General features: G+C 60.7%; 21 protein-coding genes. 4 read left to right on the forward strand and 17 right to left on the reverse strand.

What is annotated here, in order from left to right:
• Positions 1-71: 71 nt before the first annotated feature.
• The 3 genes from yfcG (at position 72) to TAN611_RS16165 (ending at position 2,138) form a co-directional block, all read left to right on the forward strand.
• A complete protein-coding gene (yfcG, locus tag TAN611_RS16155) occupies positions 72-701 on the forward strand; it encodes a GSH-dependent disulfide bond oxidoreductase (protein ID WP_105231949.1) in 630 nt (209 codons plus the stop codon).
• Positions 702-821: 120 nt separating this feature from the next.
• The gene (folX, locus tag TAN611_RS16160; protein ID WP_105231950.1) at positions 822-1,196 is read left to right on the forward strand and encodes a dihydroneopterin triphosphate 2'-epimerase; all 375 of its coding nucleotides are present in this window, start codon (positions 822-824) and stop codon (positions 1,194-1,196) included.
• A 36-nt stretch (positions 1,197-1,232) separates the two neighbouring features.
• Positions 1,233-2,138, forward strand: coding sequence for a TIGR01777 family oxidoreductase (locus tag TAN611_RS16165; RefSeq protein ID WP_203066731.1), 906 nt, complete (start codon positions 1,233-1,235; stop codon positions 2,136-2,138).
• A gap of 19 nt (positions 2,139-2,157) precedes the next feature.
• Here the strand turns inward: TAN611_RS16165 and hisP are convergent, their stop codons facing one another.
• From hisP to TAN611_RS16240, 15 genes are all read right to left on the reverse strand, one after another.
• On the reverse strand, positions 2,158-2,931 hold the full coding sequence (gene hisP, locus TAN611_RS16170) for a histidine ABC transporter ATP-binding protein HisP (RefSeq protein WP_105231952.1): 774 nt from the start codon (positions 2,929-2,931) through the stop codon (positions 2,158-2,160).
• A gap of 16 nt (positions 2,932-2,947) precedes the next feature.
• Positions 2,948-3,655: an ABC transporter permease gene (locus TAN611_RS16175; protein ID WP_105231953.1), complete on the reverse strand. Its 708-nt coding sequence runs from the start codon at positions 3,653-3,655 to the stop codon at positions 2,948-2,950.
• Positions 3,652-4,338 carry a histidine ABC transporter permease HisQ gene (locus TAN611_RS16180; RefSeq protein ID WP_105231954.1) on the reverse strand — a complete coding sequence of 229 codons (687 nt, stop codon included), beginning with the start codon at positions 4,336-4,338 and terminating at the stop codon, positions 3,652-3,654. The genes TAN611_RS16175 and TAN611_RS16180 overlap by 4 nt, the downstream gene beginning before the upstream one ends.
• Before the next feature lie 103 nt (positions 4,339-4,441).
• Positions 4,442-5,224 (reverse strand): lysine/arginine/ornithine ABC transporter substrate-binding protein ArgT, encoded by a 783-nt coding sequence (gene argT, locus TAN611_RS16185; RefSeq protein WP_105231955.1) that lies wholly within the window; start codon positions 5,222-5,224, stop codon positions 4,442-4,444.
• 312 nt (positions 5,225-5,536) lie between these two features.
• Positions 5,537-6,109 (reverse strand): UbiX family flavin prenyltransferase, encoded by a 573-nt coding sequence (locus TAN611_RS16190; protein WP_111736714.1) that lies wholly within the window; start codon positions 6,107-6,109, stop codon positions 5,537-5,539.
• 125 nt (positions 6,110-6,234) lie between these two features.
• On the reverse strand, positions 6,235-7,752 hold the full coding sequence (gene purF, locus TAN611_RS16195; RefSeq protein WP_105231957.1) for an amidophosphoribosyltransferase: 1,518 nt from the start codon (positions 7,750-7,752) through the stop codon (positions 6,235-6,237).
• Between the two features lie 27 nt (positions 7,753-7,779).
• The gene (gene cvpA, locus TAN611_RS16200) at positions 7,780-8,280 is read right to left on the reverse strand and encodes a colicin V production protein (RefSeq protein WP_015673187.1); all 501 of its coding nucleotides are present in this window, start codon (positions 8,278-8,280) and stop codon (positions 7,780-7,782) included.
• Between the two features lie 246 nt (positions 8,281-8,526).
• Positions 8,527-9,207, reverse strand: coding sequence for a cell division protein DedD (dedD, locus tag TAN611_RS16205; protein WP_203066732.1), 681 nt, complete (start codon positions 9,205-9,207; stop codon positions 8,527-8,529).
• Complete coding sequence (gene folC, locus TAN611_RS16210) at positions 9,208-10,473, reverse strand: bifunctional tetrahydrofolate synthase/dihydrofolate synthase (protein ID WP_187044351.1); 1,266 nt, start codon at positions 10,471-10,473, stop codon at positions 9,208-9,210.
• 153 nt (positions 10,474-10,626) lie between these two features.
• On the reverse strand, positions 10,627-11,538 hold the full coding sequence (gene accD / locus TAN611_RS16215; RefSeq protein ID WP_105231960.1) for an acetyl-CoA carboxylase, carboxyltransferase subunit beta: 912 nt from the start codon (positions 11,536-11,538) through the stop codon (positions 10,627-10,629).
• A gap of 235 nt (positions 11,539-11,773) precedes the next feature.
• Positions 11,774-12,436, reverse strand: a complete 663-nt coding sequence (locus TAN611_RS16220; RefSeq protein ID WP_203066733.1) for a DedA family protein — start codon at positions 12,434-12,436, stop codon at positions 11,774-11,776.
• Between the two features lie 100 nt (positions 12,437-12,536).
• Positions 12,537-13,349: a tRNA pseudouridine(38-40) synthase TruA gene (truA, locus tag TAN611_RS16225; protein WP_105231962.1), complete on the reverse strand. Its 813-nt coding sequence runs from the start codon at positions 13,347-13,349 to the stop codon at positions 12,537-12,539.
• A complete protein-coding gene (locus TAN611_RS16230) occupies positions 13,349-14,359 on the reverse strand; it encodes an aspartate-semialdehyde dehydrogenase (protein WP_105231963.1) in 1,011 nt (336 codons plus the stop codon). The genes truA and TAN611_RS16230 overlap by 1 nt, the downstream gene beginning before the upstream one ends.
• A gap of 83 nt (positions 14,360-14,442) precedes the next feature.
• Positions 14,443-15,564, reverse strand: a complete 1,122-nt coding sequence (gene pdxB / locus TAN611_RS16235; protein ID WP_105231964.1) for a 4-phosphoerythronate dehydrogenase PdxB — start codon at positions 15,562-15,564, stop codon at positions 14,443-14,445.
• Positions 15,565-15,663: 99 nt separating this feature from the next.
• Positions 15,664-16,437 (reverse strand): helix-turn-helix domain-containing protein, encoded by a 774-nt coding sequence (locus TAN611_RS16240; protein ID WP_105231965.1) that lies wholly within the window; start codon positions 16,435-16,437, stop codon positions 15,664-15,666.
• A gap of 121 nt (positions 16,438-16,558) precedes the next feature.
• Between TAN611_RS16240 and TAN611_RS16245 the strand changes: the two genes are divergently transcribed.
• Positions 16,559-17,458: a DMT family transporter gene (locus TAN611_RS16245; protein ID WP_105231966.1), complete on the forward strand. Its 900-nt coding sequence runs from the start codon at positions 16,559-16,561 to the stop codon at positions 17,456-17,458.
• 47 nt (positions 17,459-17,505) lie between these two features.
• Here the strand turns inward: TAN611_RS16245 and TAN611_RS16250 are convergent, their stop codons facing one another.
• Together TAN611_RS16250 and tctD are read right to left on the reverse strand one after the other, a co-directional pair.
• Positions 17,506-18,921, reverse strand: coding sequence for a sensor histidine kinase (locus tag TAN611_RS16250; RefSeq protein WP_105231967.1), 1,416 nt, complete (start codon positions 18,919-18,921; stop codon positions 17,506-17,508).
• On the reverse strand, positions 18,908-19,582 hold the full coding sequence (gene tctD, locus TAN611_RS16255) for a transcriptional regulator TctD (RefSeq protein WP_105231968.1): 675 nt from the start codon (positions 19,580-19,582) through the stop codon (positions 18,908-18,910). The genes TAN611_RS16250 and tctD overlap by 14 nt, the downstream gene beginning before the upstream one ends.
• Between the last annotated feature and the right edge of the window lie 115 nt (positions 19,583-19,697).

Here is a 19,697-nt window from a genome sequence, read left to right on the forward strand (position 1 = left end):
CTCATGGTTCACACGCTGCCGACTGGTTCATGCTTCATCTTATCATGATGTTTTACAAGGAGTATTAGAGTATGATTGACCTGTATTACGCCCCTACTCCCAACGGTCACAAGATCACGCTGTTTCTGGAAGAAGTGGGCTTACCCTACCGCCTGCATCCCATCAATATCAGCGCCGGCGAACAGTTCAACCCCGAATTTTTGGCGATTTCCCCGAACAATAAAATTCCCGCCATTGTCGATCAGCAGCCGGTAGACGGCGGCGACCCCATTTCCCTGTTTGAATCCGGCGAAATTCTGCTGTACCTGGCGGAGAAGACCGGCAAACTGCTGAGCAAGGGCCTGCGTGAACGCGCCGCCACTCTGCAGTGGCTGTTCTGGCAGGTTGCCGGTTTCGGGCCGATGCTCGGGCAAAATCACCACTTCAACCATTACGCGCCGCAGCCGGTGCCTTACGCCATCGAGCGTTATCATCTGGAAACCAAACGCCTGTACGGCGTGCTGGAAGCCGAACTGCAGAAACACCCGTATCTCGGCGGCGACAACTACAGCATTGCCGATATCGCCACCTATCCGTGGGTCGTCTCTCATCCGCGCCAGCGCATCGATCTGGCCGACTTCCCGGCGGTACGCAACTGGTTCGAACGCATCAGCAACCGTCCGGCCACCGAACGCGCCTACAAGCTGGCCGATCCGGCGTAATCTTCCCCTGCCGGCGCGGTTTCCTGCCGCAGCCGGCAGAGTTTCCCCCCGCGGCGTTATCATTTCCCTACTTTCCGTGTATTCTGGACGCAAATAATCAGATTATATGGAGAACCGCTGATGTCATTTAGCCAACCCGACGCCGTCATTCGCATAAAAAACCTGCGGCTGCGCACGTTTATCGGGATCAAGGAAGAAGAGATTAACAACCGGCAAGATGTACTGATCAACGTCGAGATCCACTACCCGGCCGACCAGGCACGCAACAGCGAAGATATCGCCGACGCGCTCAACTACCGCACCATCACCAAGGCCATCATCCGTCACGTGGAAGATAACCGCTTCGCGCTGCTGGAAAAATTAACCCAGGATGTGCTCGATATCGTGAAACAACATCCGTGGGTGACCTATGCTGAGGTAGAGATCGATAAACTACTGGCCCTGCGCTACGCCGATTCGGTGTCGATGACCATGAGCTATCGTCGGGAAAGGTAAACGCGCCAGGCAGGGCCGCCAGGGGGAGTATCCACCATGCATATCCTGATTACCGGCGCGACCGGGCTTATCGGCCGCCGCCTGACGCAGCGTCTGCTGGCCCTTTCCCACTCGGTGAGCGTGCTGACCCGCGACGTGGCGCGCGCACGCGGCCTGTTCGGCGAGCATGTCGACTACTGGCCCTCACTGCAGGATAAGCCGTCCCTCGACGGCATTGACGCGGTCATTAATCTGGCCGGCGAACCGATCGCCGATAAACGCTGGAGCAAAGCGCAGAAGGCGCGCCTGTGCCACAGCCGCTGGGATCTGACCGAACGGCTGGCGGCGCTGATCCACGTCAGCGAACGGCCGCCGGCGGTGCTGATTTCCGGTTCTGCGGTGGGCTATTACGGCGATCAGGATCAGGCGGTGGTGACCGAAGAGGAAGCGCCGCACGACGAATTCACTCACCGGCTCTGTCAGCGTTGGGAAGCGCTGGCGCTGCGGGCGCAAAGTAACGGCACGCGGGTGTGCCTGCTGCGCACCGGTGTGGTGCTGGCCCCGCACGGCGGCGCGCTGGCGAAGATGCTGCCGCCTTTCCGCCTGGGACTTGGCGGCCCGATCGGCAACGGCCGGCAGTATCTGCCGTGGATTCATCTTGACGATATGGTCAGCGGCATTCTATTTCTGCTCGACACCCCCACTCTGAGCGGCCCGTTCAATATGGTCGCCCCCTATCCGGCGCATAATGAACAGTTTGCCGCCCTGCTGGCCAAAACGCTGGGGCGTCCGGCCTGGCTGCGCATGCCGGCCTGGGCGATCAGGCTGATGATGGGCGAAGCGGCGGTGCTGGTGCTGGGCGGCCAGCACGCGGTGCCCAAGCGGCTGGAAGATGCCGGCTTCCGCTTCCGGTATGTCGACCTGGAGCAGGCGCTGGCATCGGTGATTCAGCCGCCGGCCTAGCCGCCGCGCCGCCGTGGGATTACTTCAGCGCTCCTGACAGAAACTGCCGCAGGCGCGGGCTTTGCGGGTTATCGAACAGCTGCGCCGGCGGCCCCTGTTCTTCAATCAGCCCCTGGTGCAGGAAAATCACCTGATTGGAGACGTGGCGGGCAAACTCCATTTCATGCGTCACCACCACCATGGTTTTCCCCTCTTCCGCCAGCTGCTGCATGATGCGCAGCACCTCGCCCACCAGCTCCGGATCCAGCGCCGACGTTGGTTCGTCAAACAGCAGCACCTCCGGCTCCATCGCCAGCGCACGGGCGATGGAAACGCGCTGCTGCTGGCCGCCGGAGAGATGCACCGGATACTTGGCGCGCGCCCGCTGATCGATGCCGACCTTGTCCAGATAGCGCTCCGCGCGCTGCCGCGCCTCCTGTTTACTCAGCCCCAGCACCTGCACCGGCGCCTCCATTACGTTTTCCAGCACCGTCATATGGCTCCACAGGTTAAAGTGCTGAAACACCATCGTCAGCCGGGTGCGCAGCAGCTGCAGCTGTTTTTTATCGGCCACCTGCAGCTGGCCGTCTTTATCGCGCACCATGCGGATATCTTCATTATTCAGGCTGATACTGCCGGCGCAGGGCTGCTCCAGAAAGTTGATACAACGCAGAAAGGTGCTCTTGCCAGAGCCGGAAGAGCCGATGATGCTGATCACGTCACCGGCGTTGGCCGCCAGCGATACGCCCTTCAGCACCTCATGGTCGCCATAGCGTTTGTGCAGATCGCTGACGGCTAATTTAATCTCAGACATGATGTTCTTCCGTTTTTTATCGGTGAGTCACGTGCGCCATCCAGCGTTTTTCCGCCTTGCGGAACAGGCTGATCAACGTGTAGGAAATCGCCAGATACAGCACCGCGGCGATGCCGAACGCGTAAAACGGCTGATAGGTCGCCGCGTTGATATCGCGGGCCACTTTCAGCAGGTCCGGCACGGTGGCGGTAAACGCCAGCGCGGTGGAGTGCAGCATCAGAATCACTTCATTACTGTAGGCCGGCAGCGCGGTGCGCAGCGCCGAAGGCAGAATAATGCAGCGGTACAGTTTGAAGCGCGAAAAGCCGTAGGCGTTGGCTGCTTCAATTTCTCCGTGCGGCACCGCGCGGATCGCGCCGGCGAAAATCTCGGTGGTGTAGGCGCAGGTATTCAGCGTCAGCGCCAGAATGGTGCAGTTCAGCCCGCTGCGGAAAAAGGCATTGAGCAATTCACTGCCGCGCACCATCTCCAGGCTGTACATGCCGGAGTAAAACACCAGCAGCTGCACATACAGCGGCGTGCCGCGAAAGACATAGGTATACAGCCACACCGGGAAGCGTAGCCAGCGCCGGGAAGAGACGCGCGCCACCGCCATCGGAATCGACAGCAGCCCGCCCATCACCACCGAACTTATCAGCAGCCACAGCGTCACCGCCACGCCGGTAAAACGGTAGCCGTCGCTCCACAGCAGCGACTGCCAATACTGTTGCAGGATCTCCATCATAGCTCGGCCCTCTTGACGCCTAATGAGTAACGCCGCTCGAGCCACAGCAGGACGCCGTTGGAGACGGTGGTAAACAGCAGGTACACCGCGCCGGCCACCAACGCGTAAAAGAAGGGTTGATAGGTGCCCTTGCCCGCCAGCTGGGTCGCCTTCACCACGTCATTCAGACCGAGGATCGACACCAGCGCCGTCGCCTTCAGCACCACCTGCCAGTTATTGCCGATACCCGGCAGAGCAAAACGCATCATCGCCGGAAACAGAATGCGGCGAAACGTCTGCCCGCCGCTGAAGCCATAGGCGGTCGCCGCCTCAATCTGCCCGCGCGGCACCGCCAGATAGGCGCCGCGGAAAGTTTCGGTAAAGTAGGCGCCGTAAATAAAGCCCAGCGTAATAATGCCCGCCGTCAGCGGATCGATATCGATCTGCGCCATACCCAGCGCCTCGGTCAGGCTGTTTAACACGATCTGCAGGCCGTAGAAGATCAGCAGCATCAGCACCAGATCGGGCACGCCGCGGATCAGCGTGGTATAGGCGCCGAACAGCGAAGCCAGCAGACGGTTTTTGGAGAGTTTGCCGCCGGCGCCGATCAGGCCAATCGCCACCGCCAGCAGAACGGAACTGAGCGCCAGCTCCAGCGTCACCAGCGCGCCCTCAAATATCAGTTGGGAATAACCTTGCAGCATGTACCTCATCCTGTCGTCAGTAGGCGTAAGCAATCCCCGCCGGACAGCCACGGGCGGGCGCAGCACGCTGCGCCGCCACGGCTACCGGCAGGCGAACGGGCGGTCAGCCGCCGTAGACGTCAAAATCGAAGTATTTTTTCGCAAACTTATCGTAGGTGCCATCTTTGCGCATTTCAGCAAAGGCCTTATCCAGCGCCGCCTTCAGCTCGGTATCCGCCTTGCGCAGCCCCATGCCGGTGCCGACGCCGAAGAATTTGTCATCCTTCACCGATTCACCGGCAAACGCGTAATCTTTGCCCGGCGGCTGCTTCAGGAAGCCGTCGCTGCCGGCCACTTCGTCCTGGAAGGCGGCGTCAATACGGCCGGAGGCCAGATCGGCGTACACCAGATCCTGGTTCTGATACGGCACCACGGTCACCCCTTTCGGCTGCCAGTAGGCGTTGGCATAGGCTTCCTGCGTGGTGCCCTGCAGCACCCCGACGCTCTTGCCGCGCAGGGATTCCACCGTCGGCAGCAGCTTCGAGCCTTTCGGCGCGATCAGGCGGGCGTTGGCGGCAAACAGCTTGTCGGTAAAGGCGATTTCCTGCTGGCGTTTTTCGGTAATCGACAGCGATGAAATGATGGCATCAATTTTTTTGGCTTTCAGCGATGGGATCAGCGCGTCGAAATCGCTTTCGACGAAAGTACATTTGGTGTTGATGCGTTTGCATAACTCTTTGGCCAGATCGATATCAAAACCGACCAGCTCGCCGTTGGCATCTTTGGATTCAAATGGTGCATAGGTCGGATCGGTGCCGATCTTCAGCGTCGACGGGATGGCGGCCAATGCGCCGTTCGCCGCAGCCAAGGCCATAACCAGCGGAAGAACCTTAACCAGCTTTTTCATACATTACCCTCAAATTGATTTTATTTTTTTGATGCCTTGCGGGAAGCGTGCCCCACCGAATCAATATCAATTTGCAGTAATCGTGCCACATTGCATGCGTCAGGCCACGGAGGGAACGGCTCCGCCCTGCGCAAAACTGTTTCCTGGACGAGAACCGCAAAATGAAACCGGCCGTTCGGGCCGCGCCACGGGCAACGACAGGATGCCCATACCATGAAACAGCGAGCGTGGTGAAACGGCCCCATTATGGTGCGGGCCGCGCATCAATACAGTGCGTTGTTGCACAAATGTGCAAATTTGAGGGTGTGTTTGTTAATTTGCGCCTTGCCAGCGGGTGAATAAATCCTGGGGCAGTTCAATGTCAAACTGGTCAATCACGCGGTTAACCGTCTGATCGATAATGTCTTCCACGCTGGTCGGCCGGTGATAGAAGGCCGGCACCGGCGGCATCAGCAGCGCGCCCATCTCCGCCGCCTGGGTCATCAGACGCAGATGCCCCAGGTGCAGCGGCGTTTCACGCACGCACAGCACCAGACGCCGCTGCTCTTTCAGCACCACGTCGGCGGCGCGCGTCAGCAGACCGTCGCTGTAGCTGTTGACGATACCGGACAGTGTCTTGATCGAACAGGGCAAAATCACCATGCCCAGCGTTTTGAAGGAGCCGGAAGAGATGCTGGCGGCGATATCGCGCGAGTCGTGCACCACATCGGCCAGCGCCTGCACCTCACGCAGGCTGAACGCGGTTTCCAGCGCCAGCGTCTGCCGGGCGGCGTTGCTCATCACCAAATGGGTTTCCACCTCCGCCACGTCGCGCAGCACCTGCAGCAGGCGTACGCCGTAGATAGCGCCGCTGGCGCCGGAAATGCCGATGATGAGTCGTTTCATGAAGGGTCTCTGCCAAAAATTCCAAGGGTCGCAGCAACTTTGCCGTAATCACGGCGGATAAGCAAGGTTCAGGCGGGAACGATGCGCCGCGGCGGTGCACGGCGCATCGGTATGGCGAGGCAGGCTTAGCCTTCGTTATGGATTTCCAGATTCTCCGCTTCGGCCTGGCCGCGTAGCGCTTTGGCGTCATCGTTACGCAGCGACTCCAGGTACTCCAGATACCCCTGATCGACGTCTTTGGTGACGTAAATACCGTCGAATACCGAGCATTCGAACTGGGTAATATCCGGGTTTTCCTCACGCACCGCGTCGATAAGGTCGCTCAGGTCCTGGAAAATCAGCCCGTCGGCGCCGATGATCTGTCGGATTTCATCCACTTCGCGGCCGTGGGCGATCAGCTCATTGGCGCTTGGCATATCGATGCCGTAGACGTTCGGGAAGCGGACTTCCGGCGCGGCGGAGGCCAGATAGACGCGCTTGGCGCCGGCGTCGCGCGCCATCTCGACGATCTGCTCGGAGGTGGTGCCACGCACGATGGAGTCATCCACCAGCAGCACGTTTTTGTCGCGGAACTCCGCACGGTTGGCGTTCAGCTTGCGGCGTACCGACTGGCGGCGCGCCTGCTGGCCCGGCATGATAAAGGTGCGGCCGACGTAGCGGTTTTTCACAAAACCCTGACGATACGGTTTATCCAGAATACGCGCGATCTCCAGAGCGATATCGCAGGAGGTTTCCGGGATCGGGATCACCACGTCAATGTCCAGATCTTCCCACTCGCGTGCGATCTTCTCGCCCAGCTTCTGGCCCATGCGCACGCGCGCACTGTATACCGAGATCTTGTCCATAAAGGAGTCAGGACGGGCAAAGTAGACATATTCAAACAGGCACGGGTTGGTTTTCGGGTTCTCGGCGCACTGGCGGGTAAACAGCTGGCCTTTTTCCGTCACGTACACCGCTTCGCCCGGCGCCACGTCGCGCAGGAACTCAAAGCCCAGCGTATCCAGCGCCACGCTTTCGGAGGCCACCATATACTCGTTGCGGCCATCCTCCAGCGCGCGTTTGCCGATCACCAGCGGACGGATGCCGTTAGGGTCGCGGAACGCCACCAGACCGTGGCCGATAATCATCGCCACGCAGGCGTAAGCGCCGCGCAGTTGCTGATGCACCGCCGCCACGGCGGTAAAGATATTGTCGGATTCCAACGGATAGTGCGGGAAACGATCCAGCTCGGCGGCCAGCACGTTAAGCAGAATTTCGGAATCGGAGGTGGTGTTGATATGACGGCGACCGCTTTCAAACAGCTGCTGCCGCAGTTCATGCGCGTTGGTCAGGTTACCGTTGTGAGCCAGCGTAATGCCGAACGGTGAGTTCACGTAAAAAGGCTGGGCCTCTGAGGCGCTGGAGCTGCCGGCCGTAGGGTAACGCACATGGCCGATCCCCATATTACCCTGCAGGCGCTGCATATGCCGTGCTTCAAAAACATCCTTCACCAGACCGTTCGCCTTACGCAAACGGAAGCCGTTATGGGCATCGATGGTGACGATGCCGGCGGCATCCTGGCCACGGTGCTGCAGCACCGTCAACGCATCATAAATCGACTGGTTTACCGGCATAAAACCGGCGATACCGACAATACCGCACATGTTGTCTTTTCCTCTAAGCCTAAGCCGCTACCGCCCCGGTAAGTGAGACGGTAAGAAACTCGACGTGCTTTGCAGGTAGTCAAAGAACCACCTGATGATGTAGCTGAACTGGGGAATCAGCTGCGACTGCTTCCAGTCTTCACTTTGCGAGAAGCCGGTAAAACTGTCGAGGAAGAACAGTATCGCGGCGACAATCAACACGCCGCGCAATGCGCCGAAGCAGATGCCCAGCACCCGATCGGTTCCTGACAGCCCGGTCTTTTCGACCAGCGAACTGATCACGTAGTTCACTATCGCCCCCACGATCAGGGTCGCGATAAACAAAATCGCAATCGCGATGCCGTTTCGCACCAGTTCATCGTCAAAACGGGTGAAGTAGACGGCGAGGTAAGAATAAAAATGGCTGGCGACAAAAAACGCACATCCCCATGTCACAAGTGACAATGCTTCGCGAACAAACCCTCGGATCAGGCTCACCAGAGCCGAAAATCCAATTACCGCAATAATGACGTAATCAATCCAGACCATGACCATTCCAATAATGAAATGCCCCGCACGTCCCCTCATCCTTCCGGCTGTCGCACAGCGGCCACAGCCCGAATGCACTGGGGTATTTCCCATGCGCGGCGAATTCTAACAGAAAAAGAAAACGTTTGCGTAGGGGATTTCCCTCGCAATTTACAAATAAAAAGCGGCGATAAAAAAATTCTCAATCGCCGCGCCTACATAGCTGATTCTTCTGCCCCGCCTTGCAAACGCGGCAGAAGAATGGGGTTAACGCGCGCTGTACGGCTTCACCTGCCCGTTCAACCCGCTGAGCGAATTGAGCGCCGACAGCGAAGACTGCAGCTTCTGCTTCGAGGCGTCCGGACCGACGTAAATACGGGTGATCTGCCCCTGCACCGGCGTAGACGGCACGGTAAAGGCGCGATAGCCGGACAGACGCAGCGACGCGACGATCTCGTTAACCTTGGCGGCGTTTTTCAGCGCCCCTAACTGCACCACATAGGCCTGACCGGACGGCGCTTTCTCAGCCGGTTTCGGCTGCGGTTTCACCTCCGGCTTCGGCTTCACTTCCGGTTTCGGCTTCGGCGGCGGCGCAGGTTTGGTTTCAACCGGTTTTGGCTGCGGCGCTGGCGAAGGCGTCGTCACCGCCGGCGGCGGCGCGGTGTTCTGCTGCGGCTGAGTCACCGCCTGCTGCGTCGCCGCCTCGTTGGCCGCCTGCTGCTCCATCAACGCCCCGGTGCCCGCCGGCGGCTGCGACGGCAGCGGCTGGCTCACCGGCGGAATGGCGTCGTTTTCCCGCGCATCGCCCGGCTTCGGCACCAGCGGGATCGCGGCGAATTCGTCCTCATAATGTTTTTTCTTACCGTCCAGCAGACCTGGCAGGATAATCACCCCCAGGGCCACTAACACTACGGTACCGACCAGTCGGTTCTGAAATTTACTTGCCACTCACTCTCCCCGCATCTCGTCTAACGCCGCCATGACCTGCGCGACGGTGTGGAACGATCCACAGACGATCACAATATCCTGATTATCCGCATCCTGCATCGCCTGTCGCCAGGCGCTTTCAACATCGGTGAAAGAGCGCGGCTGCGGCAGATGCTGCGCCAGCTGCTCTACGCTGGCGCCGCGCGGCCCGTCCAGCGGCGCGCAGTACCATTCATCCACCTGCGGCAGCAGGCAGGCCAGCGTACCGGCAATATCTTTGTCCGCCAGCATGCCGACCACCGCGCGCACCTTGCCGCCATCGTGCGGCAGCTGCGCCAGCCGCCCGGCCAGATAGCCGGCGGCGTGCGGATTGTGCGCCACGTCAAGGATCAGCCGCGGCGACTGCTGCACGGTCTGGAAACGCCCCGGCAGCGTCGCCTGCTGCAACCCGGCGAAAATGGCACGCTCGTCAATTTCCAACGCGGAATAGTGCAGCGCCGCCAGCGCCGTACCGGCGTTGGCCAGCGGCACGTTGGGCCTCGGCAGGTCGTTCAGTTCGGTGCCTTCGCTACGCCACTGCCAGCGCTCGTCCTGCTCGCTGAACGTCCAGGCGTCGCCGCGCCGATACAGCTGCGCCCCCAGCGTTTCCGCTACCTGACGGATCGAGTCCGGCATATCTGGCTCGCCGACTACCGCCGGCTTGCCGCCGCGGAAAATACCGGCTTTTTCCCGGCCGATGCTGTCGCGATCGTCGCCCAGCCAGTCGGTGTGGTCGAGCGCGATGCTGGTGACCACCGCAACGTCCGGGTTGACGATATTAGTGGCGTCCAGCCGCCCGCCGAGGCCGACTTCCAGGATCACCACGTCCAGCCTGGCCTGACGGAACAGCTGCAGGGCCGACAGCGTGCCGAACTCAAAATAGGTCAGGGAAGTGTCGCCGCGTCCGGCTTCAATGGCGGCAAACGAGCGGCAGTGCTCCGCTTCGCTCAGCTCTTCCCCCTGAATACGCACCCGTTCGGTATAGCGCACCAGATGCGGCGAGCTGTAAACGCCGACGCGCAGGCCGGCCGCCAGCAAAATGGCCTCCAGCGTGCGACAGGTGGTGCCTTTGCCGTTGGTACCGGCAACGGTGAACACCGTCGGGGCCGGAGTAAGAAGATCAAGATGCGCTGCAACGCTTTGCACGCGTTCCAGGCCGAGTTCGATCGCCTGACTGTGCAGACGTTCCAGATAGTAAAGCCACGAGCTCAATGGCGACGTGGCTTGAGGAATTTGGTGGTTTTGCATGAGTCCCATCACTGAACTTGGGTTCATTAATCCATCAGGGCACCACCCTCACCGCGGGAAAGGCGATGCTCTGCGTTTCAACCGCCGCATGGCCACTCAGCGGCGGTTGAGCGCCGCGACGGCGTAAACAGGCCGTCGCGGCGTATGCATGCCTTATTCGTCCGCCTGATTCTCCGGCGTCACTACCACCGGCTCAGGCTCGTCAAACGCCGGCTGCGGTTGGTTGGTCAGCTTGGACAGAATGCTGGCGAGCGTCTGGCGCATTTCCGGACGACGCACGATCATGTCGATCGCCCCTTTCTCAATCAGGAACTCGCTGCGCTGGAAGCCCGGCGGCAGCTTTTCGCGCACCGTCTGCTCGATAACGCGCGGGCCGGCAAAGCCGATCAGCGCTTTCGGCTCGGCGATGTTGATATCACCCAGCATCGCCAGACTGGCGGAAACGCCGCCCATGGTCGGGTCAGTCAGTACGGAAATGTACGGCAGACCGCGCTCTTGCATTTTGGCCAGCGCGGCGCTGGTTTTCGCCATCTGCATCAGCGACATCAGCGCTTCCTGCATACGGGCGCCGCCGCTGGCGGAGAAGCACACCAGCGGGCAGTTGTCTTCCAGCGCCTGCTCAACGGCACGGACAAAGCGCGCGCCGACGACAGAAGACATTGAACCGCCGATAAAGGCGAATTCGAAGGAGGCGGCGACAACCGGCATGCCGTACAGCGTGCCTTTCATCACCACCAGCGCATCTTTTTCACCGGTCGCTTTCTGCGCGGCCTGCAGGCGGTCTTTGTATTTTTTGGAATCCCGGAATTTCAGAACGTCTTTCGGTTCCAGCTCGCTGCCGATTTCCACTTCGCTGCCTTCGTCCAGCAGCGTGTGCAGACGCATGCGCGCAGACATGCGCATATGGTGGTCACACTTCGGGCAGACTTCCAGGTTACGTTCCAGCTCGGCGCGGTAGAGAACCTGACCGCAGCTGTCACATTTGGTCCAAACGCCCTCAGGAATGCTCGCCTTACGGGTTTGGGTGATATTGCTCTTGTTAAGAATTCGTTCAATCCAGCTCATCGAAGACCTTTCTGTTTGAACCTGGCAGACGCCAGTTCGCAGTTCATGCTTTAACAATCCCTTCGCAGCAACAGCCAATGAAAAAGCGCCCGGGACTCAGCGCGACAGGCGCGCAACCAAGGCACTGAATTCAGGGTTGTCCGCAGGAACAGACCATAAATGTCGCTCATTAAACCATATCGGCCCGACGCTGTAGATAAAAAACTGGTCGAACCGATAGGTTAAGCGATGTTTTTTACTGTTTTTGCTGGCGGGCAGCCGCGCGCTTATGGCGCCAGATTTCAATGACGCCCGGCAAAATTGACACAACGATAATAGCAACAATTAGCAACTTCAGGTTTTCCTGTACCACCGGCACGTTGCCGAACAGGTAACCGGCATAGGTAAACAGCAGCACCCAGACCAGCGCGCCAATCACGTTGTAGGCGGCGAAGTGGCGATAGGACATATGCCCCATACCGGCGACGAACGGCGCAAATGTACGCACGATCGGCACAAAGCGCGCCAAAACAATCGTTTTCCCGCCGTGCTTTTCATAAAACTGATGAGTTTTATCCAGGTAGCTGCGGCGGAAAATTTTTGAGTTCGGGTTGCTGAACAGCTTTTCGCCGAACAGCCTGCCAATGGTGTAGTTGACCGCATCGCCCACCACCGCGGCGACCACCATCAGCGCCACCATGGTGTGCACGTTCAGATCGTTGGTCGGCAGCGAGGCCAGCGCCCCGGCCACGAACAGCAGAGAATCTCCCGGCAGGAACGGCGTTACCACCAAACCGGTTTCGCAAAACAGAATCAGGAACAAAATCCCGTACACCCACATGCCGTACTGCGCCACCAACTCAGCCAAATGCACGTCGATATGCAAAATGAAATCAATAACAAACTTGATGATGTCCATAGCTTCTCTCTTGTGCCGGAGGTCTCCCCCGCCGGCGGATTAATCAGGACGCACCGCGCAGGATCCCCTTGGCGGAGCCTGGCGCAACTGCGCGTCTTCTTTAGTCATCGGCTAAAAACAGCGGCCCCATCGGCGGTTGCGGCAGCGCGAAACGCTCAGGATAATCCACGGAAACCAGGTACAGACCTTCCGCTCTGGCGGTGGCCGCCGCCAGATTACGGTCTTTTAACGCCAGCAGCTCCGCCATCCAGTTTTCATCCTGGTTGCCGCAGCCAATCTCCATCAGGCTACCGACGATGTTGCGCACCATATGATGCACAAAGGCATTCGCCTTTATATCTACCACGATATACTGCCCGTGACGCGTGACCTTAACGTGTTTTACATTCCGCCACGGCGTGCGCGACTGACACTGCACGGCGCGGAATGAGGTAAAGTCGTTCTCTCCCAGCAGCGCCTGCGCTGCGCGCTGCATGCGCTCGGCGTCCAGCGGGTGATAGAAATGCGTCACCCCCTGCTGCAGCACCGCCGGACGATAGCGGTGGTTGAAGATCACATAGCGATAACGGCGGGCGGTGGCGCTGAAACGCGCATGGAAATCCTCCGCCACCGGGCTGACCCAGCGCACGGCGATATCCGGCGGCAGATGGGTATTGACCCCCATCGTCCAGGCGGCATCCTTACGGCGCGCCGTGGTTTCAAAATGCACCACCTGGCCGGTGGCGTGCACCCCGGCGTCGGTGCGGCCGGCGCAGAGCACCGTGATCGGCGCGTCCGCCACTTTACTCAGCGCCTGTTCCAGGCAGGCCTGCACGCTCGGCACCTCTTGCTGACGCTGCCAGCCGTAATAGCCGCTGCCGTCATATTCAATGCCCAGCGCGATTTTCTGGGTCGCTACAGCCGGTTCGGACATCAGTACAGCTGCTCCTGCAGCAGACGCTCTGCGGTTTCAATCGCCATCAGCGCGCCGCCAAAGCGCACGTTGTCGGCCACCGACCAAAATTGCAGCACCTGCGGGATACCGTAGTCATTGCGCAGGCAGCCGATGCTCAGCGCATCGCTGCCGGAGGCTTCCGTGACCTGGGTCGGATAGTCGTCTTCGTCGCTCAGCTGGATATCTTCCGCGTCCTGCAGTTCGGCACGCGCCTCATCGGCGTCGATCGGACGCAGCCCTTCCACCTGCACCGCCTGCGCATGGCCGTAGAACACCGGCGACTGTACGCAGGTCACCGACATCGGCAGCCCTTCGTCCTGCAGCACCTTACGCACCTGATCGACGATCAGACGCTCTTCGCGCACGCTGCCCTGCTCGTCCGCCAGCAGCGGCAACAGGTTGAACGCCAGCTGTTTGGCGAACAGCCCCTCTTCCACCGGCATACCGTTCAGCAGGCGCGCGCTCTGGCCCGCCAGATCGTCCACCGCCGCTTTACCACGGGCGGACACCGACATCAGGGTGGTGACGTGCAGGCGCGACAGGCCGGCCTGTTCGGTCAGCGGCTTGATGGCGGTCAGCAACTGGCTGACCATGCCGTCGGCCACGGCAACGATATTCCGGTTGCGGTAGTCGGCCAGCACCTGCGGGTTGACGCCCGGCACCACCAGCGGCACGTCCGGCTCCAGCGCAAACAGGCCGCTGCTGTCGATCACCAGACAGCCCATATTGCCGGCGTCGACGGCATAGCGCGCCGAGGCTTCCGCACCGGCGACGAAAAAGGCCAGCTGTGCCTGCGACCAGTCGAACTCGTCGGCATTTTCCACCTGCAGGGTTTTGCCGTTAAAGCGCACCGTTTCGCCGGCGCTGCGTTCGCTGGCCAACGGATAGAGTTCGCCCACCGGGAACTGACGTTCCTGTAACAATTCCAGCAATGCTTCACCTACCGCGCCCGTGGCGCCAAGCAGAGCGATATTCCAGCCGTCAGACATTGGGGTATCTCCCGAGTATTTCATTAACATGCAAAACAAACGGGCGGTGCATCACCGCCCTGATATTTAAAACCGCGCGCCGTTTAGCGTACGCTAAAGCCCAACCGGGCCAGCAGCTCGGCGCTGGCGTCGTCATCGCACGCCACGCGCAGCGACGACCATTCGCGTCGCTCCTGATACTGCTTGCGCAGGCGGTCGAATTCGCCCGCCTGGCCGGCAACTTTGCGCAGCGGCGCATCATCGCGGCGCACATCATACACTAAGTGCATCAAACGTTTCAGCCTGCCTTGATCGAGCGGCCCGTTCAGACGGATTTCGCTGAATTCCGGCGTCGGCAGCAGCGAGGCCAGCTCAATCTGCTGCGGCTGGCCCAGATGGCGGCAGAAGGCCTCAAACACCTGCGTGGTGCCGCGCGCCTTGCCTTCCAGCGTATAGCCGGCGATGTGCGCGGTGCCGATGTCCACCCGCGCCAGCAGCGGCAGCGACAGCTCCGGTTCCGGCTCCCAGACGTCCAGCACCGTGCTGAGCTTTTTGCCCTTTTCCAGCGCCTGCAGCAGCGCGGCGTTATCCACCACCGCACCGCGACAGGCGTTAATCAGGATGCGGTTGTCCGGCAGCGCCGCCAGCAATTCGGCGTCGGCCAGGTGCAGCGAGTGATAAGGGCCGGATTTATTCAGCGGCGTGTGGAAGGTCAGCACATCGGCTTCCGCTACCAGTTTTTCCAGCGGCCAGAACTCACCGGCGTCGCCGCGATCGGCGCGCGGCGGGTCGCACAGCAGCGTACGTACGCCCAGCGCCCGCAGGCGCGCATCCAACCGTGCGCCGACGTTGCCGACCCCGACGATGCCAACGGTTTTGTCACGCAATTGGAAGCCGTCACGTTCAGCCAGCAGCATCAGCGCGGAGAAAACGTACTCCACCACGGCGATGGCGTTGCAGCCGGGCGCGGCGGAAAAACCAATGCCCGCCTGCTGCAGCCAGGCGTCGTCCACATGGTCGGTGCCCGCAGTCGCGGTGCCGACAAAGCCGACGCGGGTGCCGTTCAGCAGCGCCTCGTTCACTTTGGTGACCGAGCGCACCATCAGCGCATCGGCGTCCGCCAATGCATCCTGCGGGATCGGGCGGCCCGGCACCGCCAGCGTGTCTCCCAGACGGCTGAACAGATCAACCGCATACGGCATATTTTCATCAACCAGTATCTTCACTTCTTTCTCCAACCCAGGACGGCCATTTGCCGCCCGATCATATACTCGAGTTATGCCTGCGTCACGGCATTGCACGCAACGGCAACCCGGCGCGCATATCTATGCGCGCCGAAAACGTTCGGGGGTAGCACCCGCAATCTGCTGAAACATCACGATAAACGCCGAAGCGGAGCTGTACCCGACGTCCAGCGCCACCTCCTGCACGGTCTTCCCCTGCTCCAGCAGCGACACCGCGTGCAGAAAGCGCAGCCGCTGGCGCCATTCGCTGAACGACATGCCGAGATCCTGCTGGCAGCGGCGCGACAGCGTGCGCTCCGTGGTATAGACCCGCCGTGCCCACTGCGCCAGCGAGGTGTTGTCCGACGGACAGTGCTCCAGCGCCTCCAGAATCGGCGCCAGAAACTTATCCTGCGAGGAAGGTAAATAGGTCTGCTGCCGTGGCGACAGGTGGAGTTGGTCAATCAGTACGCGGCACAGGCGCAGATCCGCCCGGCTCTGCGGGATATACTGTTCGCGCGCGTAGAAATCATCCGCGATGGCGCGGAAAATCGGCGTGACGCTGACCAGACAGGGCGTTGCCGGCATCTGACGGCATAAAGGCAGAGCGATGTCCACCATGCGGCACTTCGCCAATTTATGGTTATAACAGGAGTGCTCCACGCCCGCCGGCGCCCACAGCACAAACTCCGGCGGCGCCAGAAAGCGCTGCCCGCCGATACGGGTGACCATCACGCCGCTGGTCACCCACATCAGCTGTCCCCAGGAGTGGCTGTGCGGCTGAAATTCGGTGCGCACATTGAACGCCTCACAGCGAAACTGCACCAGCTGCGGCGCCGGGATCAGCGTTTCTGAGAAATGACGGATTTCCGGCATAGCGCTATCTCCCCTGCAGGTTGTCTTGTTTACGGTGATTTTTGTCTGGTTTTCAGTATATGCAATAAACCAGACATGCGTAAACTAGGCATCACTTTGTACGTTGTTGAGAATAATTATCATGAACATATTCTTCCCTCTGGTGGCGGTACTGATCTGGTCCATCAACGCCGTGGTCAGCAAACTGTCGGCCGGCGCGATCGACCCGGCAGCGATCTCTTTCTATCGCTGGTTGCTGGCGCTGATCGCGCTGACGCCGTTTGTGCTGCCCGGCGTGATCCGCAACTGGCGCACGGTGCGCGCTAACGGCGGCAAACTGCTGGTATTGGGGCTGCTGGGCATGGTGCTCTATCAGAGCCTGGCCTACTACGCCGCGCACAGCGTCAGCGCGCTGTTTATGGGCATTATCGTGTCGCTGATCCCGCTGCTGACCATTCTGATCAGCATCGTACTGCTGCGGGTGGCGCCGACCGTCGGCGTAGCGCTGGGGAGCGTGACTTCATTATGCGGCCTGATCTGGCTGGTGAGCGCCGGTCAGCCGGGAGCGCTGTTGCAGCACGGCATCGGCAAAGGCGAACTGATGATGTTTGCCGCCACCGCCTCCTACGCGCTGTACGGCGTGCTGACCAAACGCTGGGCGATTGCTCTGTCCAACTGGCAATCGCTGTACGTGCAGATCGCCCTCGGCGTGCTGCTGCTACTGCCGAACTTCCTGATGGCGCCGGACGTCAGCCTGAACAGTCAGAACCTGTCGCTGGTGTTGTTTGCCGGCATTCCGGCATCGATTATCGCGCCGTTCCTGTGGATTCAGGGCGTTGTCCGCCTCGGCGCCAATACCACCTCTATCTTTATGAACCTGGCACCGGTGTTCACCGCGGTGATCGCCGTGCTGTTCCTGCATGAACAGCTGCACGCCTACCACCTGGTCGGCGGCGGTATCACCCTGCTGGGGGTGATCCTCTCTCAGCGCCTGCGCACGCCGCTGGGCCGTAAAAAACCGCAGACGGCGGTATCCAAATAAGGACGCCGCCGGGGCGGAGAACGGCGTCTCCGCCCCGGCCTGCCGGCTCAGGACAATAAGCGGAAACGCACCCGCACCAACAGGCCGCCGAGTTCAGCAGAGCTCAGCAGCTCCGGCCGCGTCGCGTGATAGGCGGCAATATCCTTCACCAGCGCCAACCCCAGCCCGGCGCCCGGCTGCTCGCCCACATTATCCAGACGACGGAAAGGCTGCAGCGCCTGCTGCGCATCCTGCTGGGTAATGCCCGGCCCGCTGTCTTCGATTTCCAGTATGCCTTCTCCATTTAATGCGCTCAGGCGCGCCGTCACCGTGCCGCGGCGCGGCGTATACTTCAGCGCGTTATCCAGCAGATTGGCGCACATCTCCGTCAGCAGCAGCGCCTCGCCGCCGATCCAGCACACCGCCTCCCCTTCATAACCCAGGTCGATACCGTTGCTGCGCGCCTGCGGCAGACGGGAAAAGCAGGCGTCGCGCAGCACCTGCGCCAGATTGACCGGCTGCAGCCGGCGTTCACCGTGCGGCTCGTGCGCCTTCAGCCGCGACAGATACAGCAGCCGGTCGGTCAGCGCCACGGTGTTATCCAGCGTCTTGCCGATCGCCAGCAGGCTTTCGCGCCACTGCTGCGGATCATCGCTGGCCAGCGCCACGCCAACCTGCGTCTTCAGCACCGTCAGCGGCGTACGCAGCTGGTGCGAGGCGTCGGCGCTGAAACGCTCCTGACGCGCCACCATCACCCGCAGCCGTTCGGTATAGCGGTTAAACGCCAGCAGCAGCGGCTGCATTTCCGACCACGGCAACAGCAGGGTCGGCAACGGCGTCAGCTCGCCCGGATCGCGGCGCATCATCACGCTCGACAGTTTACGCAGCGGCTTGAGCAGCTTTTTTAGCAGCACAAACGCCAGCGTCAGCGTCAACACCACCACCGTCCCCTGACTGAGCAGCGCGGACAGCAGCATCTGACGCGCCAGATAGTTGCGCGATTCCAGAGTTTCCGCCACCAGGATGGTCGCCATGCCCATCATGCCGCCTTCATTCACCGGCTGATAGAGCGCGGCGACGCGGATCGGCCGCCCGGCATATTCAGCGTCGTAAAAATGCACCAGCGCCGGGTACAGCGTGGAACGCGCCAGGTGCGGCGGCGGCAACGGCAGATCGTCATAGCCGGAGATACTGCGCCCCTGCGGCGAAATCACTTCGTAATACAGCTGGTCATTCATATTACGCTCGAAGCTGTCGAGCACCACATAGGGCACGTCGATCTTCAGCTTGCCCTCGCGCACCACCAGCCGCTCCGCCACGGTGCGCGCCGACGCCAGCAGCGTGCGGTCGTAGGCCAACGTCGCGGCATGGGTGGCGCTAAAGTAGTGGGTGTAAATAGAGATGCCGCCCAGTATCGTCAGCGGCAAACCGAAAAACAGCAACAGTTGGTAGAACAGTGAAGCCGGCGGTTTAAACCACGTCATCGCTCAGCTCCAGGCTGTACCCCAAACCGCGCAGCGTAACGATCGCCACATTGCTGCCGTGCAATTTTTTACGCACCCGGTGCACATATAGCTCAATGCTCTCCGGGTTGGCCTCGTCAGACAGGGTAAACACCTGCTCGAACAGCTGCTGCTTGGCGACCGGCCGGCCGCGCCGGTGGATCAGCGTGGTCAGCACCGACAGTTCGCGCGGCGTCAGCGCCAAGGGCCGATTATCCAGCAGAAAATAGCCGTCGTCGTGGTAGGTCAGCGCGCCAAACTGCAGGGTCTGCTGGGTGACACCCACGCTGCGGCGCAGCAGCGCGCGGATGCGTGCCTCCAGCTCGTCCAGTTCAAACGGTTTGCTCAGGTAATCATCGGCGCCGAGATTCAGCCCTCTGACCCGGTCGCTGACGTCAGCGCGGGCGGTCAGCAGCAATACCGGCAGATTCTGACCGCGCTTGCGCACCCGCGCCAGCAGATCCAGCCCGTTGAGGCGCGGCAGCTCCACGTCCAGCACCACCAGGCTGTAATGTTCGTTTAACAGCAGATGGTCGGCCACCACGCCGTCCGAGGCCACGTCCACGGCGAAGCCGGCGCCGGTCAGCGCCTTCTGCAGCCAATGGGATAATTCGGGGTGATCTTCCACTAACAAGAGACGCATATCACATCCTGTAAACTTTCCCGTACGTTGAAAGGTAAATGAAAGGTTTATGTTTTAACAATTTGGCAACCCCGTGTCAGCGGGAGTTCTCACAGACTGAAAGAAAAAATACCTA

This window comes from Serratia sp. Tan611 (genome assembly GCF_905188235.1).
Lineage (GTDB): Bacteria > Pseudomonadota > Gammaproteobacteria > Enterobacterales > Enterobacteriaceae > Serratia_B > Serratia_B rhizosphaerae.

Coding starts and splice junctions, on each gene's coding strand:
- yfcG (WP_105231949.1), top strand. CDS start 72: ATGATTGACCTGTATTACGCCCCTACTCCCAACGGTCACAAGATCACG.
- folX (WP_105231950.1), top strand. CDS start 822: ATGTCATTTAGCCAACCCGACGCCGTCATTCGCATAAAAAACCTGCGG.
- TAN611_RS16165 (WP_203066731.1), top strand. CDS start 1,233: ATGCATATCCTGATTACCGGCGCGACCGGGCTTATCGGCCGCCGCCTG.
- hisP (WP_105231952.1), bottom strand. CDS start 2,931: ATGTCTGAGATTAAATTAGCCGTCAGCGATCTGCACAAACGCTATGGC.
- TAN611_RS16175 (WP_105231953.1), bottom strand. CDS start 3,655: ATGATGGAGATCCTGCAACAGTATTGGCAGTCGCTGCTGTGGAGCGAC.
- TAN611_RS16180 (WP_105231954.1), bottom strand. CDS start 4,338: ATGCTGCAAGGTTATTCCCAACTGATATTTGAGGGCGCGCTGGTGACG.
- argT (WP_105231955.1), bottom strand. CDS start 5,224: ATGAAAAAGCTGGTTAAGGTTCTTCCGCTGGTTATGGCCTTGGCTGCG.
- TAN611_RS16190 (WP_111736714.1), bottom strand. CDS start 6,109: ATGAAACGACTCATCATCGGCATTTCCGGCGCCAGCGGCGCTATCTAC.
- purF (WP_105231957.1), bottom strand. CDS start 7,752: ATGTGCGGTATTGTCGGTATCGCCGGTTTTATGCCGGTAAACCAGTCG.
- cvpA (WP_015673187.1), bottom strand. CDS start 8,280: ATGGTCTGGATTGATTACGTCATTATTGCGGTAATTGGATTTTCGGCT.
- folC (WP_187044351.1), bottom strand. CDS start 10,473: ATGCAAAACCACCAAATTCCTCAAGCCACGTCGCCATTGAGCTCGTGG.
- accD (WP_105231960.1), bottom strand. CDS start 11,538: ATGAGCTGGATTGAACGAATTCTTAACAAGAGCAATATCACCCAAACC.
- TAN611_RS16220 (WP_203066733.1), bottom strand. CDS start 12,436: ATGGACATCATCAAGTTTGTTATTGATTTCATTTTGCATATCGACGTG.
- truA (WP_105231962.1), bottom strand. CDS start 13,349: ATGTCCGAACCGGCTGTAGCGACCCAGAAAATCGCGCTGGGCATTGAA.
- TAN611_RS16230 (WP_105231963.1), bottom strand. CDS start 14,359: ATGTCTGACGGCTGGAATATCGCTCTGCTTGGCGCCACGGGCGCGGTA.
- TAN611_RS16240 (WP_105231965.1), bottom strand. CDS start 16,437: ATGCCGGAAATCCGTCATTTCTCAGAAACGCTGATCCCGGCGCCGCAG.
- TAN611_RS16245 (WP_105231966.1), top strand. CDS start 16,559: ATGAACATATTCTTCCCTCTGGTGGCGGTACTGATCTGGTCCATCAAC.
- TAN611_RS16250 (WP_105231967.1), bottom strand. CDS start 18,921: ATGACGTGGTTTAAACCGCCGGCTTCACTGTTCTACCAACTGTTGCTG.
- tctD (WP_105231968.1), bottom strand. CDS start 19,582: ATGCGTCTCTTGTTAGTGGAAGATCACCCCGAATTATCCCATTGGCTG.